At 76.1% G+C, this 13,824-nt stretch carries 15 protein-coding genes; 12 read left to right on the forward strand and 3 right to left on the reverse strand.

Annotation, left to right across the window (positions count from 1 at the left end; genetic code table 11):
* Positions 1-54: 54 nt before the first annotated feature.
* The 9 genes from GC089_RS16700 to GC089_RS16740 all read left to right on the forward strand — a co-directional run bounded on the left by GC089_RS16700 (position 55) and on the right by GC089_RS16740 (position 7,976).
* Positions 55-501 (forward strand): DUF3806 domain-containing protein, encoded by a 447-nt coding sequence (locus tag GC089_RS16700; RefSeq protein WP_155378580.1) that lies wholly within the window; start codon positions 55-57, stop codon positions 499-501.
* Positions 498-1,400 carry a HEAT repeat domain-containing protein gene (locus tag GC089_RS16705; protein ID WP_155378581.1) on the forward strand — a complete coding sequence of 301 codons (903 nt, stop codon included), beginning with the start codon at positions 498-500 and terminating at the stop codon, positions 1,398-1,400. The genes GC089_RS16700 and GC089_RS16705 overlap by 4 nt, the downstream gene beginning before the upstream one ends.
* A gap of 157 nt (positions 1,401-1,557) precedes the next feature.
* On the forward strand, positions 1,558-1,872 hold the full coding sequence (locus GC089_RS16710; protein ID WP_155378582.1) for a hypothetical protein: 315 nt from the start codon (positions 1,558-1,560) through the stop codon (positions 1,870-1,872).
* Between the two features lie 142 nt (positions 1,873-2,014).
* Complete coding sequence (locus tag GC089_RS16715) at positions 2,015-2,620, forward strand: flagellar brake protein (RefSeq protein ID WP_155378583.1); 606 nt, start codon at positions 2,015-2,017, stop codon at positions 2,618-2,620.
* Between the two features lie 211 nt (positions 2,621-2,831).
* A complete protein-coding gene (locus tag GC089_RS16720; RefSeq protein WP_230684910.1) occupies positions 2,832-3,521 on the forward strand; it encodes a tryptophan-rich sensory protein in 690 nt (229 codons plus the stop codon).
* A 99-nt stretch (positions 3,522-3,620) separates the two neighbouring features.
* Positions 3,621-4,742 (forward strand): alpha/beta fold hydrolase, encoded by a 1,122-nt coding sequence (locus tag GC089_RS19775; protein WP_196250742.1) that lies wholly within the window; start codon positions 3,621-3,623, stop codon positions 4,740-4,742.
* A gap of 646 nt (positions 4,743-5,388) precedes the next feature.
* A complete protein-coding gene (locus GC089_RS16730) occupies positions 5,389-7,086 on the forward strand; it encodes a PKD domain-containing protein (RefSeq protein WP_155378584.1) in 1,698 nt (565 codons plus the stop codon).
* A gap of 138 nt (positions 7,087-7,224) precedes the next feature.
* Positions 7,225-7,722: a DUF2975 domain-containing protein gene (locus GC089_RS16735; RefSeq protein ID WP_155378585.1), complete on the forward strand. Its 498-nt coding sequence runs from the start codon at positions 7,225-7,227 to the stop codon at positions 7,720-7,722.
* Positions 7,722-7,976, forward strand: coding sequence for a helix-turn-helix transcriptional regulator (locus tag GC089_RS16740; RefSeq protein WP_155378586.1), 255 nt, complete (start codon positions 7,722-7,724; stop codon positions 7,974-7,976). Before GC089_RS16735 ends, GC089_RS16740 begins: the two co-directional genes overlap by 1 nt.
* Positions 7,977-8,041: 65 nt before the next feature.
* On the opposite strand, the gene GC089_RS16745 is transcribed toward GC089_RS16740, so the two are convergent.
* Positions 8,042-8,449 carry a hypothetical protein gene (locus tag GC089_RS16745; protein ID WP_155378587.1) on the reverse strand — a complete coding sequence of 136 codons (408 nt, stop codon included), beginning with the start codon at positions 8,447-8,449 and terminating at the stop codon, positions 8,042-8,044.
* 530 nt (positions 8,450-8,979) lie between these two features.
* Positions 8,980-9,738: a DinB family protein gene (locus tag GC089_RS16750; RefSeq protein WP_155378588.1), complete on the reverse strand. Its 759-nt coding sequence runs from the start codon at positions 9,736-9,738 to the stop codon at positions 8,980-8,982.
* Between the two features lie 165 nt (positions 9,739-9,903).
* On the opposite strand from GC089_RS16750, the gene GC089_RS16755 reads away from it, so the two are divergent.
* On the forward strand, positions 9,904-10,620 hold the full coding sequence (locus GC089_RS16755; protein WP_155378589.1) for a hemerythrin domain-containing protein: 717 nt from the start codon (positions 9,904-9,906) through the stop codon (positions 10,618-10,620).
* Between the two features lie 27 nt (positions 10,621-10,647).
* On the opposite strand, the gene GC089_RS16760 is transcribed toward GC089_RS16755, so the two are convergent.
* A complete protein-coding gene (locus tag GC089_RS16760) occupies positions 10,648-11,058 on the reverse strand; it encodes an HNH endonuclease (RefSeq protein ID WP_155378590.1) in 411 nt (136 codons plus the stop codon).
* A 484-nt stretch (positions 11,059-11,542) separates the two neighbouring features.
* Here GC089_RS16760 and GC089_RS16765 point away from each other — a divergent pair, with 484 nt between their 5' ends.
* Both GC089_RS16765 and GC089_RS16770 read left to right on the forward strand, forming a co-directional pair.
* Positions 11,543-12,451, forward strand: a complete 909-nt coding sequence (locus GC089_RS16765) for a polysaccharide deacetylase family protein (RefSeq protein ID WP_255449067.1) — start codon at positions 11,543-11,545, stop codon at positions 12,449-12,451.
* 144 nt (positions 12,452-12,595) lie between these two features.
* Positions 12,596-13,600, forward strand: coding sequence for a glycoside hydrolase family 11 protein (locus GC089_RS16770; RefSeq protein WP_155378592.1), 1,005 nt, complete (start codon positions 12,596-12,598; stop codon positions 13,598-13,600).
* The last annotated feature ends 224 nt before the right edge of the window (positions 13,601-13,824 follow it).

Genomic DNA, 13,824 nt, shown 5'->3' on the forward strand with positions numbered 1-13,824 from the left:
ACGGCAGCGGGTTCTCCGTGCCTCCCCGGGACCGCCCGCTGGCACACTGCGCCCATGACCGGGCCTCGCCGACCAGCCCCCGCCCCGCAGGTGTCGCCCCTGAGCGAGGCCGAGGCGCAGTGGTGCCAGGACCAGCTCGCCGTCGCCGGCGTGCTCGCCGAGGCCTACGCGGGCGACGGCACGACGCCTCCCTCGCTCACCTCCCTCGACGCGGTCGTGGCGGGATGGCACGGCGACGACCGGGGGATCGACGTCAACACGGTCGTCAACGCCGTGGGCGTCGCGTTCGGCGAGCACGTGGCCCGCGACACCGGGCTGTCGTGGGTCATCGCCACGGACGAGCACGGCACCGACCTGGCGCTGCACGGCCGGCCCGGCGACCTGCTCCTGCACCCCGCGAACGCCGTCGCGAAGCGCGTCGTCGAGGGCCGCACCCCGTTCGTCGCCGCCCTGCACGCCGAGGTCGTGGCGGCGGTGCGGCGCGTGCGCCCGCAGCCGTGAGCGCCGCCGAGGCGGGTGCGCTGTCGGGCGTCCCGTCGACGTCCGGGCAGGAGTCCCTCGTCGCCACCGTCGTCCGCTCGCAGCTGACCGCCCCCGACCGGGAGGTGCGCGTCGCCGCCCTGGACGGGCTCGTCGGGCTCGCCGCGCACGGCGACGACGAGGCGCGGGCGCTGCTGCGGGAGGTCGTCACCCGGTACCGCGACACCGACCGGGAGGTCTACACGCGTGCGCTGAACCGCGTCGAGGTGTTCGGCGACCGGGGCCTGACCGAGCCGCTGCTCGCCGCGTTGTCCGACGAGGACCTCGGCTGCCAGGCCTGGGCCGCCGACGCCTGCGGGCGGCTGGGGGTGCAGGAGGCCGCGCCGCTGCTCGTCGGGCTCCTGACGCACCCCGACGGCATGGTCCGGGCGAGCGCGTGCGAGGCCCTCGGGGAGCTGCGCAACGCGCCCGCCGTCGGCGCGCTGGCCACCTGCGTCGACGACCCGTCCGAGCACGTCCGCGCCGCGGCGAGCAGGGCGCTGGCCCGCATCGGGACCGACGCCGCGGCCGACGCGCTGTGGGCGGCGTTCCTGGCCCGGCGGCACCCCCGGCCCGGCTACCTCCCGGGGGCGCTCGCCGCCTGCGGACCGGACGTCCACGCACGGCTCCTGGCCGCCACCGCGCACGCCGACCCGGAGATCCGGTACTGGGCCGCCCGCGCGCTGGGCGCGACCGGGGACGAGCGGTACGACGCCGTGCTGAGCCGGCTCGCCGCGGACGACCACGCGACGACGTCCACCGGCGCCCGGGTGAGCACGGGCGCGAGGCGCGGTCTGCGCGCGTCGCTGCGCGTGCGGGAACGGGACGGCGAGGAGCCGGGGCAGCCCAGCCCGCCGCCCGGGACGGCCACCCCCGCCTGACGCCAGGGTGGCGCCACCGCACCCGCACGCACCGGCAGCGCCACGTCACGGCGCCCCGCATGCACCTGGTACGACCCCGTCCCGTGCGCCCCCGCCCCGTACGACTCCGTCCCGTACGCCTCCGTCCCCGCCCGCCCGTCGCGGTGCCCCCGACGCGGTGAGCGCGCAGCGGCAGCGCCGTCCGCGCCGTCCCGGCGCCGTCCGCTCCGACCTCGAGGCGTGGTCCCACCTCGTCCGTCGCGCCGAGCGCCGCGAGCCCGCCGTGCCGTCCGGCTGCCCCCTCTGCGAGGGCGAGGACGGGCTCGACGCGCGCGACCGGCTCGAGGCGGTGGTCCGACGCGGCGGGAGGCAGGGGCGCCGGCTCGGGGCCCTGGTCCGCCCGCTCGACGAGCGGTTCGAGGCGGCCACCGTGCCCACGTGGGACGCGCCCGCGGGCCGGGGGTGGTGGCACGGCCGGACCTGGGACGCCTGACCCGGCCGGCGTCGCGTGCGCCGACCGGGGGACCTGCCCGGCCCGCCCCTCAGCACCGCGGGGCGCCCGCCGACAGGACGTGCACGGGACCAGCGGCGCACCGCCGCGACGGGGGTGGTCACGTCGACGGGACGGACCAGACATGCACGACCTCGCACCCTGCACCGTGTTCGTCGACGACCGCGCCGTCCTCGGCCACGTCGCGACGTGCGCGGACGGCGTGCTGTCGTTCGTGCCCGACCACGGGATCCTGGGCGGGGCGGTCCAGGCCGGGGACGACGTCGCGCTGCAGGTGCTGGACGACGTGCGCGGCGAGGTGCGGTACACCGGGCGGGTCACGCACGTCGGTGCGACGACGGTGCAGGTGGAGTACCTCGAGCTCGTCTCGACCGTGCAGAAGCGACGCTCGGCGCGGGTGCGGCTGACCCAGATCTGCACGGGCGTCGTGCGCTCCCCCGACGGCGCCACGCGGCGCCTCACGTTCGTCGTCGTGGACCTCGCCGCGCACGGCGTGCGGGTCTCCACGACCGCGGGCCTGGCGGTACGGGACCGCGTCCGGTTCACGTTCCCGACGCCCGAGCGCGGTCTCGCGCTCGAGGCGGAGGTGGTGCGCGTCCAGGAGACGACCACCGGCACGACGCACTACGGCTGCCGGTTCGTGGGTCTCGACGAGAAGGACGAGGACGCGCTGTTCCGCTACGTGCTGCGCACGCAGGGCGAGCAGCGGCGCGCGCGCGTGCGGGACTGAGCCCGGGCCCCGGCGCCGCTGCCGGCGTCGGACGCCCTCGAGATGCTCAGCGTACTGAGGGTTGGCACGCTGGTGCCATGCAGACGACGAGCGCAGCAGTCGGCCGGCCCGCCACGTCCCGCGACCACGTCCGGCAGGTCACGGTCCTGCTCGGGGCCGCGCTCGCGATCGCCGGCGCCGCGGTCGGCTCGGGTGCGTTCGGGGGCAGCCCGTGGCCGAGGCGGCGGGCGGCGCGCTCTCCGCGACCGCGACGCCGCTCGCCCCCGACCGCCCCGCGTTCTCGATCTGGTCCGCCGTCTACACCGGGCTCGCCGTGTTCGCCGTCGTCCAGGCCCTGCCCCGCCGGGCGGGCGACCGGCGGCTGCGCGCGGTCTCGTGGTGGGTGCTGGCGTCGATGGTGCTCAACGCCCTGTGGATCGCGACCGTGCAGGCGGACTCCGTGGGCGGCAGCGTCCTCGTCATCCTCGCGCTCGTCGCCGTCCTCGCGACCGTCCTCGTCCGGCTCGTCCGCATCCCGCACACCGACACCGCGGCCTCCCTGGTGACCGACGTGACCGTGGGCCTCTACCTCGGCTGGGTGAGCGTCGCGACGCTGGCCAACGTGGCCGCGTTCCTCGCGGTCGCCGAGGTCGGCGGGCTCGGCCTCGGCGCGACGACGTGGTCGGTCGTCGTGCTCGCGGTCGCCGCCGTCCTCGCGGTCGCGTACGCGGTGGTCGCGCGGGGACGCCCGTCGGTCGCGGTCCCGATCGGCCTGGCGACGGCCTGGGGTCTGACGTGGATCGGCGTCGGCCGCACGGCGGGGCCGCTCGTCGACGGCACGGTGGCGACGGCCGCCTTCGTGGCCGCCGCGGTCGCGCTCGTGGCGCCGCTCGTCACGACGCTGCTCGCCCGCCGTCGCTGACGTCGCCGCACCCCCGCCCCGCGCTGAGAGGCCGACGAGCGTGGCTCCTCGCCCGCGGGGACCCGACCGCCGCCCGCGCGCCTCTGCGACCATGTGCCCGTGCTCGCCGACGTCGCCGGGGTGACCCTCTCCTACCAGCTGCACGGTCCCGCCGAGGCACCCGTGCTCGTCCTGCTGCACGGCATGGGTGCCGCGAGCGACGGGTCCTCCTGGCGGGACGTCGTGCCGCTGCTGGCCGGCGACCACCGGCTCGTCGTCCCGGACCTGCGCGGCCACGGCGCGAGCAGCCGGCCGGGCAGCTACACGCTGGACGAGATGGCCGACGACGTCGCGCGGCTGCTCGACCTGCTCGGCGTGCGCGACGCCACCGTGGTGGGGCACTCCATGGGCGGGGTGGTCGCCGTCGTGCTCGCGCAGGCACGGCCCGACCTCGTCGCCGCGCTCGTCGTCGAGGACTCGTCCCCGCCGCCGCCGTTCGGGCTCCCGCCCGTCGACGTGTCCCCGCCGCCGCGCCCCGGCGGTCCGGTGCCCTACGACGTCGAGGTGCGCCCGGCCGTCCTGCGCGAGCTCGGGCGGCCCGGCGCGGCGTGGGCGCGCCGCGCGCACGAGGTCACGGTGCCGACGCTCGTCGTCGGCGGCGGGCCGACCAGCTTCGTCGACCAGGACCGGCTCGCGGCGCTCGCGGCGCGCTTCCCGGCCGGCACGATGGCGACGATCGACGCGGGGCACGACGTGCACCCGACGCGTCCCGAGGAGTTCGTCGCGCTGCTGCGCCGCTGGTGGGCGCAGCAGGGGCAGGTCGCGGCGGACCGTCCCGACGCCGGGCGCGCGACGGTGCACGTCCGCGGCGCGCTGACCGACGGCGAGCTGGAGGCGCTGCACGCCGCCGCGTTCGGCGGTCCCCCGTCGGCGACGCCCTGGCGCCGACGGCTGGACCGGCACAGCCTCACGTGGGTGACCGCCCGCATGGACGGGCGGCTCGTGGGGTTCGTCAACGTCATCGGTGACGGCGGCGAGCACGCGGTCCTGCTCGACACGTGCGTCGCACCCGACGTGGAGCGGCGCGGCGTCGGGCGGGCGCTCGTGGCGGCCGCGGCGGACGAGGCCCGGCGGAACGGCTGCACCTGGCTGCACGCCGACTACGAGCCCCGGTTCGCGCGCTTCTACGAGAACGCCTGCGGTTTCCGGCCCACCGAGGCGGGCGTGCTGCGCCTGGTCTGACCTGCGCCCGAGGCGCCGCCGTGCGCGGCGACGGGGCGGCCGAGGCGTCGCGTCCGGGGCGAGCAGCGGCGGCCGCGGCGCTCCAGCGGGTGAGACGGATGAACCCGAACGGGTGACACCGCGGTCTTCTTGACCCTTCGCGCCACCCTGCCCGCCCGTCCCTCCCCGGGAGGACACCGTGCCCCGTCCGCACCGCCACGCGCCCCGACCGGCGCCGCTCGCGTCACGCGCTGCCGTGGCCCTCCTGGCCGTCGCCGCGCTCGTCGTCCCGTCGTCCGCGGCGCACGGCGCCCCGCCCGGGCCGTCCGCCGACGCGTCCGCGAGCGCGGCGCGTGCCCCCCAGGCCGAGCGGGCCGCAGCCGTCGTGGCCGCCGCCACCAGCCCCTCACCGGGCGCCGGGACGACCGCGCCGACCTCCGTCCCGACCACACCGGCGCCCGCCCCGACCGCGCCGGCGACGCCGGCACCGACGTCGAGAGCGACGTCCGCCCCGTCCGTCCCTCCGGGGCCGACCACGGCGCCCGCCCTGCCCGGCGGGTCGACGCCCGACGTCCGCGGCGCCGGCCCCGCACCCGCCGAGGGGGCCACCGCAGCGGAGGCCGCGGCGCCGGACGCGGCTGCGTCCTCCGCGGGCACCGGCAGGACGATGCTCGGCCAGTACGTCGCGCGCGCCGGCGGTGCGAGCGCGCCGGCCGCGACGGACGCCGCCGAGCACCGCCTGGACCGCCGGCTCGACGTGCAGCGCCTGTACCACCGCTGGGACGAGGACCTGCTCGGCCCGGCGACCACCGACGCGGTGCAGCGCGGCCGCGTGCCGGTGCTGTCGGTCCTGCCCCGCCGGGCCGACGGGTCGGTCGTGCGGTGGACGACGATCGCGCGCGGCGGTGCCGACGAGCGGATCCGCTCGCACGCCCGCCAGGTGCGGCAGATGGGCCCGACGGTCTACCTGACGCTGCACCACGAGCCGGACATCGCGTCGTCGTCGTACGGCACGGCCGCCGACTACGTCGCGGCCTGGCGCCACTACGTCCGGGTCTTCCGGGACGAGGGCGTCACGAACGTGCGCTGGACCTGGCTGCCGAGCGCGGGCGTGCTGACGCGCCCGAACAGCGACCCGACGGCCGAGGGCTACTACCCGGGGGACGACGTCGTGGACCGGATCGGCTCGGCGATCTACAACTGGTTCGGCTGCCGGGAGGGCAGCACCACGCAGTGGCGGGACCTCGAGCGCGTCGCCTCGGGCCTGCGCCGGTTCGCGGCGAACCACGGCAAGCCGGTCGTGCTCGCGGAGTGGGGCTCGGTCGAGGACCCCGACCGGCCGGAGCGGCGCGCGCAGTGGCTGCGGGACGCCTTCGCGCACTTCGCGACGTGGCCGGAGCTGGAGGTGGTCGCCTACTTCGACACCGAGGGCACCTGCGACTGGCGGCTCGGCGAGGGCGCCGCCGCCGAGGCCTACCGCGAGCTGGCCGCGCGGCCCCTGGTGCGGCCGCGCCCGCTCGCGTGGCTCGAGGTGTCGGCCACGCAGGGCGCGGGGACGCTCGCCGTGACCCTGTCGGGCGAGCGCAGCTCCGGCGCCCGGTCGGCCACGGGCCGCGGCGTCGCCTCGTGGTCGCTCGACCTCGGCGACGGCACGACGCGGTCGGGCACGGGCCGGCCGCCCACCGCGCTGCGGCACACGTACAGGGCCGGCACGTTCACCGCGACGCTGCGGGTGACCGACGAGGACGGGCGCACCGCCACCGACCGGCGGACGGTCCGGGTCGCGGCGGCGCCCGCCGTCACGGGCGTGGCCGAGCGGAACGTCACCACGACGGCCGCCGACCTGCACGCCTGGGTCGACACGAACGGCGCCGCAGGCCGCGTCCGGTTCCAGTGGTTCGCCGACGGCGCGCGGGTCGGCAGCAGCACGCTCCAGGCCGCCGCCAAGGACGGGCCGCAGGAGATCCGCACCGTGCGCCCGCGCGGCCTCGTCCCGGGCACCGCCTACACGTGGACGGTCACGGCGACGACGGGGGCGGGGTCGGTCACGCGCGAGGACGCCTGGGTCACGCCCGGCCGGCCGGACGTGCGCGCCGTGCCACCGGCCGCGGTGGGGACGACGTCCGCGGACCTGAAGCTGCGCGTCCACCCGAACGGCGTCGCGACGAGCGCGTGGGTCGAGTGGGGCACGTCGTCCACCGACCGCCGGACACCGACGCTCGCCCTGGGCGCGGCCGGGTACGAGCGCGGTGAGGAGCAGCGGGTCTCGGGCCTGCAGCGCAGGACGACCTACCGCTTCCGCGTCGTGGCGCAGAACGCGCACGGCCGCACGGTGGGGCCCGTGCAGACGTTCACCACGCGCTGACGGGCGCAGGCAGCCGGCGTGCCGAGCCACGCACCGCACGGTCGGCGCCGCGTGGTCGCAGGGCTCCGGCTTGCCGTCGGCTACGACTCTCGATAGATTCCTATCGTTCTTCGATAGGCGGAAGCGAGAGTGGTGACCATGAGCCGATGGGCGGTGCTGGCCCTGCGGGTGGTGATCGTGGGGGTCTTCGCGGGCCTCGTCGCGATCCAGGTGATCCCCCTGCCGGCCCTGTGGCGGGACGTCCCGGAGGAGGCACCCGCGATGCTGCCGCTGCGGTGGGCGCTGCTGCTGATCGGGATGGCGATGGTGCTGTGCGTGCAGGTCGCGCTCGTGTGCGTGTGGCGGCTGCTCACCATGACCCGGCGCGACACGGTGTTCTCCACCGCAGCGTTCCGCTGGGTCGACGTCGTCATCGGCGCGGCCGTCGTCGAGGCGGGGCTGTGGGCGCTGCTCGCGGTGCTGCTCGCCCCGGGCGAGGCGGTGCCGCCCGGCATCGTCCTCATCGTCACCACGATCGGCGCGGCCGCGTTCGGCATCGGGCTCGTCGTGCTCGTCATGCGGATGCTGCTCGCCAAGGCGGTCGCGCTCGACTCGACGGCGACGACCCTGCGCGCCGAGCTGGACGAGGTGATCTGATGCCCATCGTCGTCGACATCGACGTCATGCTCGCGCGCCGCAAGATGTCCGTCGGCGAGCTCGCCGACCGCGTCGGCATCACCCCGGCCAACCTCGCGGTGCTCAAGAACGGCCGCGCGAAGGCCGTCCGGTTCACGACGCTCGAGGCCCTGTGCGAGGCGCTGCAGTGCCAGCCCGGCGACCTGCTGCGACGCGAGAGCGCGGACGGTGCGGGCGCGGGCGTGGGCGACGTGCCCGAGGAGCCCGTCGCCTGAACGACCTCCGCACGGGCGAGGGGCCGGCGACCTCAGGTCACCGGCCCCTCGCGCGTCCCGTCCCCCTACCGGCAGCCCACCCGCTCCTCGTCGAGGGTGATGTCGTCCATCCACACGTCGAAGTGGTCGGGCGTGGGCCCGCCCTGGTAGAGCTGCCAGCCGACCTTCACGGTGTCCGCGGTGGGCAGGACGAAGTCGACGGGGGCACCGCCGTGCTGCGTGGTCGTCACCGTCAGGTCGGGCTGCGGCACGCCGTCGAACCACACCGCCACCCGGTTGTCCGGCGCCGACCACTGGAACTCGACGCACTGCCAGCGGTCCTCGACCGTGGGCGCCGACTCGCGCCAGCTCGTCCAGTCGCCCGTCGGGCCGCCGTCCGCGCCGACGCCCCAGAACGTCGCGTCCGGCCCGACCGTGGGCGCGAACTGCCCGCCCAGCGGCCGCACGACCTCGGGGCTGCCGCTGCCCGTCACCTCGACCAGGGTGAAGTGCGCCCAGTCCGGCGCGGTCGGGAACTCGTCGACCTTCAGCCGCAGCCGGCCCCAGAAGCTGTTGCCGGGGCGGCGAAGTCCTGCACCTGCAGGAACGCCATCCCGTTGCCCTCGGTGTGCACGCGCAGCACCTTGCCGGCGCGGCGGTCCCGCTCGACGTGCAGCGTGCCGTGCCGCGTGCTGATCCCCCAGTCCAGGCTCGCCGCACCCCCGTGGGCAGGGACTCGAAGTCCTCGCAGAACAGCGCGTCGAGCCGGTCGCACGGGCCGCGCTGCCCGTGGTAGCCGGGCCCGCCGTGGCGCCCGCCGTCCGGCGTCGCCGCGGTGGCGGCCGGGACCGTGGCCAGCACGGATGCCGCCAGCAGCCCCACGGTGAGCGTCGTCCTGATCCTGTTCATGCGGTGACCCCCTGCGTGTCGTCGTGACGAGGCCTCGCAATCTAGGCAGCCACGAGCGACGCGCGGGCAGCCTGAAACGATTGGCGGGACGAGCGCGGCCGCCCCCGCGGCGGACTCACCCGTCGCGCCGCGCCTCGATCACGTCGAGGTCGCGCAGCGCGTAGCGCAGGTGCTCCCACTCCTCCTCGAGGATCGTGCGCAGGCACGAGAGCGTCGTCTCCTCGTGCTGCGGCGCCCACGGGTTGCGGCGCGGCGCGGCGAGATCCTCGGCCGTGACGGTCGCGAGCACGTCGCGGACCATCGCGACGCGGCCGGCGCGGACCTCGAGCACCTCCGCGTACGGCGGGGTGCCCTCGGCGAACACGGACGGGTCGTGCCCGTCGAGCGCGTACTCGGCGTTCGGCTGCCCGATCGGGTGGTACGGCCGCTCGACGCCGAGCACCGCGCCGCGCAACCACGTGTCGGTGGCCATGACGAGGTGGCGCAGCGTCTGCGCGAACGACCACTCGCCGTCCACCTGCACGTCCACCGTCCCGGGCGGCATCGACGCGGCCCGTGCCACGGCCGCGTCCCACGCGCGCTCGACCGCGGCCCACGCCGCACGCAGCCCCGCGGGGTCGTCCGCCCGGCGCAGGGCGCGTCCGGGGAACCGGCGGTCCAGCTCCGCGTCCACGAACGGGGCCACGTCGACGCCGTTGACGCGGAAGGCCGCACCGCCCTCGAGCAGCCACGGCGCGTCGACGTCCGCGCCGTCGACGTCGACCCCCCGCATGACGACGCCCGACAGGTCCGCGCCGACGAACCGCGCGCCGCGCAGGTCCGCGCCGACGAACCGGGCACCCCGCAGGTCGTCGTCCCTCGTGAACGTCGTCATCGCCGTCTCCCGTCGCGGGTCGTGCGGGCGGCGCCGGTGGGCGGCCGACACCTCGTCCCGTCCGTCCCGCCGACCGTAGACCCGGTCACCGACACGCCCGGCGGACGGGCGGTCCGCCGCACCCCGGCCTAGCGTGGACGGCACGCCCACGCCCGGGGAGGCACCGTGCCCACGTCCATCGCCGACCAGAGCGTCGCGGAGCTGGGCGGACGCCTGAGCGTCCTGGCCCGCCAGCGCGCGGACCACGTCCACCTCGACCGCCTGCTGCACGACCTCGACGGCGCGACCGGCGAGCACCAGCAGCAGGTGCTGCTGCGCCTGTACCGCCTGGTGTTCCCGCACGCGTTCGCGGAGGAGTCGGTGCTGTGGCCGCTCATGCGCCGGGCGCTGCCGGACGGCGAGGCGCTGACGCTCGAGGTCGAGCGCGAGCACCAGGAGGTCAACGAGATCGTCACGCGGATCGAGCGGCTAGGCCCGGACGACCCGGGGCGCGGTCCGCTGCTGGAGCGGCTCGCGGCCGTGCTGCGCGAGGACGTGCGCGACGAGGAGGACGAGCTGTTCCCGCGCCTGCAGGCGGTGACCGACCGGGGGCGGCTGGTGCGGCTCGGGCTGCTCTGGGAGGTCGTCCGGCGCGTCGCACCGACGCGCGCGCACCCGGTGGTGGCACGACGGCCACCGGGCAACGTGATCTCGGCGCTGCCGCTCTCGGTGGTGGACCGGCTGCGCGACGGGGCCGACGCGCTGGTGCCGCACGCGCCGCAGCGGGTGCGGCCCGCACTGCGCGCGACGAGCCGGGGCCTGGCGGCCGTCGGGCACGCCGTGGAGCGCATCCCCCTGCTGCGCGTCGGCGAGGACCCGTCGACGCGGGCGGCCACGGCCTGAGCACCCCTCCCGCTCGGGGCCGCGCGGTCAGGCGCCGGCCGGCCGCGGCTCGGCGTGCCGACGTCGCAGGCGCCGCTGCTGGGCGAGGACGTACTCACGCGCCCGCCGCTGACCGCCGCGCTCCGCGATGGCCTCGGCGAGGGACGCGAGCGCACGCTCGACGACCGCCGCGTCCGGGTGCCAGCCGCGCCGCTCGCACTCCTCCAGCCACTCGACGACGCCACGGTGCCCACGCTGGCCGTTGCACCGCCGGCACGCGGGCACCTCGTTCTCCAGCCAGGACGGCCCGCCCTTCGCACGCGGGACCAGGTGCTCGCGCGTCGCGGGCACGAGGCCGCTGAAGGGACGTCCGCACCAGACGCAGCGGGCGCCGTCACGGGCGACGGCGAGCCGGAGCCGCTGGGCGCGGTCCGCCTGGCGCGGGTGCGGGGCAGGCACGGGACCGACGCTACGTCGGTGCCGCCGGCGCGGCAGGGCGGGGCGCGTGCCGGGCGAGCCGCTGCCCCCGTGGCGGAACGCCGTGGTGAACGGTGCTCGATAGTTTCGCTGCCCGGCGTGCGTCAACCGTGGTCGCGCTCCCGCTGGCACTGGTGTCGCACGCGCGGGTGACTTAAACGTTTCCTCACCGTAACGAGGTGTTCACATCGACGTCTCCGGGTCCCCACACTCGGTCGATATCGATTTCGACGCCGCCGGGAGGGACGTCACGGGCGGCGGGTCACAGCGGCACACCCCGCGGTCACCTCCGGTACTGACCGGGACGAGCGCCTCTCCGTCCGCACGAAGGAGTGCAGATGTCCGACAGTTTCGACCGCGCAGGCTCAGCGCGTCGCGCGCGCCGCCCCTGCGGCTGCTCGCCGGGGGCGCCGCGGCGGCGGCGCTGCTCGCCGGCGGCCTCGCCGCAGCCGCGCCCGCCGGCGCGATCACCGGCTCCACGTGCTCCGCCGGCTACGTCGGCCTCACCTTCGACGACGGCCCCAACGCGAGCACGACCAACCAGATCATCAGCACCCTGCGGCAGTACGGCGCGACCGCCGCCGTGTTCCCCACGGGTCAGAACGCCCAGAACAACGCGACCCTCATGCAGGCGTACAAGAACGCCGGCTTCCAGATCGGCAACCACAGCTGGGACCACCCGCACCTGGTGCAGCAGTCGCAGTCACAGGTGCAGTCGCAGCTGTCCCGCACGCAGCAGGCGATCCAGCAGACCGCGGGCGTCACGCCGACCGTGTTCCGCCCGCCCTACGGCGAGACGAACGCGACCGTCAGCTCGGTCGCCTCGTCGCTCGGTCTGCGCGTCGTCACCTGGGACGTCGACTCCACCGACTGGAACAACGCGAGCGCCGCGTCGATCCGGCAGGCCGCCACCCGCCTGACCGACGGGCAGACGATCCTCCTGCACGACTGGCCGGCCGCGACCGTGCAGGCGCTGCCCGGCATCCTGCAGGACCTGCGCTCGCGCAACCTCTGCACGGGCCACATCTCGGCCGGCACCGGGCGGGTCGTCGCCCCGGCCGGCTCCGGCGGCGGCACGACGCCCCCGCCGACGACGCCCCCGCCCACCGGTGGCGGTGGCGGCAGCTGCACCGCGACGGCCACGAAGGGCCAGGAGTGGGGCGACCGCTTCAACGTCACCTACGCCGTCCGGGCCTCCGGCAGCTGGGCCGTGACCGTCTACCCGAACACGGGCCAGTCGATCCAGAGCTCGTGGGGCGCCACCCGCAACGGCACCACCTTCACCGGCAGCGGCAACGCGTCGTTCGGCGTCACCTACTACAAGGGCAGCCAGAACATCACCTGGGTCCCCACCGGCATCTGCTCACCGCGCTGACCCACGTCGTGGCACCGCGCCGGCTCGGCGCGGCCACGGCCCTCCCGACCGGGTGCCGGGGCGGGGAGCTCACGGCAGCCCCCGCCCCGGTCCCCTCCACCCGGACAGTCCCCGCCACACCGATCGCACGAAGGAGTGCAACGCATGACCGCAACCCTCACCCGGGCACGTCGTCCCCTGCGCGCGGTTCTCGCCGCCGCAGCGACGACGGCGCTCGTCGCCGCCGGCCTCGCCGTCGGCGCCACCCCGGCCGCCGCCCAGACGATCACGAACAACTCCGAGGGCACCCACAACGGGTTCTTCTACTCGTTCTGGAAGGACTCCGGGAACGTCTCGATGACGATGGGCAACGCCGGGCAGTACAGCACGTCCTGGTCCGGCATCAACAACTGGGTCGGCGGCAAGGGCTGGAACCCCGGCGGCCGCAAGACCGTGTCGTACTCCGGCACGTTCAACCCCGGCGGCAACTCCTACCTGACCCTCTACGGGTGGACCCGCAGCCCGCTCGTCGAGTACTACATCGTCGAGAACTGGGGCACCTACCGCCCGACCGGCACGTTCATGGGCACCGTCACCTCGGACGGCGGCACCTACGACATCTACCGGACGCAGCGCGTGAACCAGCCGTCCATCGACGGCACGCAGACCTTCTACCAGTACTGGTCGGTGCGTCAGCAGAAGCGCACGGGCGGCACCATCACCACCGGCAACCACTTCGACGCGTGGGCCCGGGCCGGCATGAACCTCGGCAACCACTACTACATGATCATGGCGACGGAGGGGTACCAGTCCTCCGGCTCCTCGAACATCACCGTGTGGGAGGGCACGTCCTCCGGCGGCGGCAACAACGGCGGCGGCGGCTCGACGCCCCCGCCCACGGGCGGCGGCGGCAGCGGCACCTGCACCGCGACGGCCACCAAGGGCCAGGAGTGGGGCGACCGCTTCAACGTCACCTACAACGTCCAGTCCTCCGGACCCTGGAGCGTGACGGTCTACCCGAACACCGGCCAGTCGATCCAGAGCTCGTGGGGCGCCACCCGCAACGGCAACACCTTCACGAGCACCGGCTCGCACTCCTTCGGCGTGACGTACTACAAGGGCAGCCAGAACATCAACTGGGTCCCCACCGGCATCTGCTCGCGCCGCTGACCCACCCGGTCGACCCATCGCCCACCCGAACGCCCGGTCCGCACCTCCCTCGCGGACCGGGCGTTCGCACACCCACCCGCCGCCCCGGCACCCCGCCCGTCCGCCCCGAGATCCTCACCTCCCCGCCGAGTCCGCCGCGTAGGTGCCGAGCTCGCGACCTCCAGGTGCCGTACTCGACGCCGAGCCGACGTACTCGGTGGACGCGTCCCGGCCTGTCCACAGGT

This window comes from Cellulomonas sp. JZ18 (assembly GCF_009720485.1).
GTDB lineage: Bacteria > Actinomycetota > Actinomycetes > Actinomycetales > Cellulomonadaceae > Cellulomonas.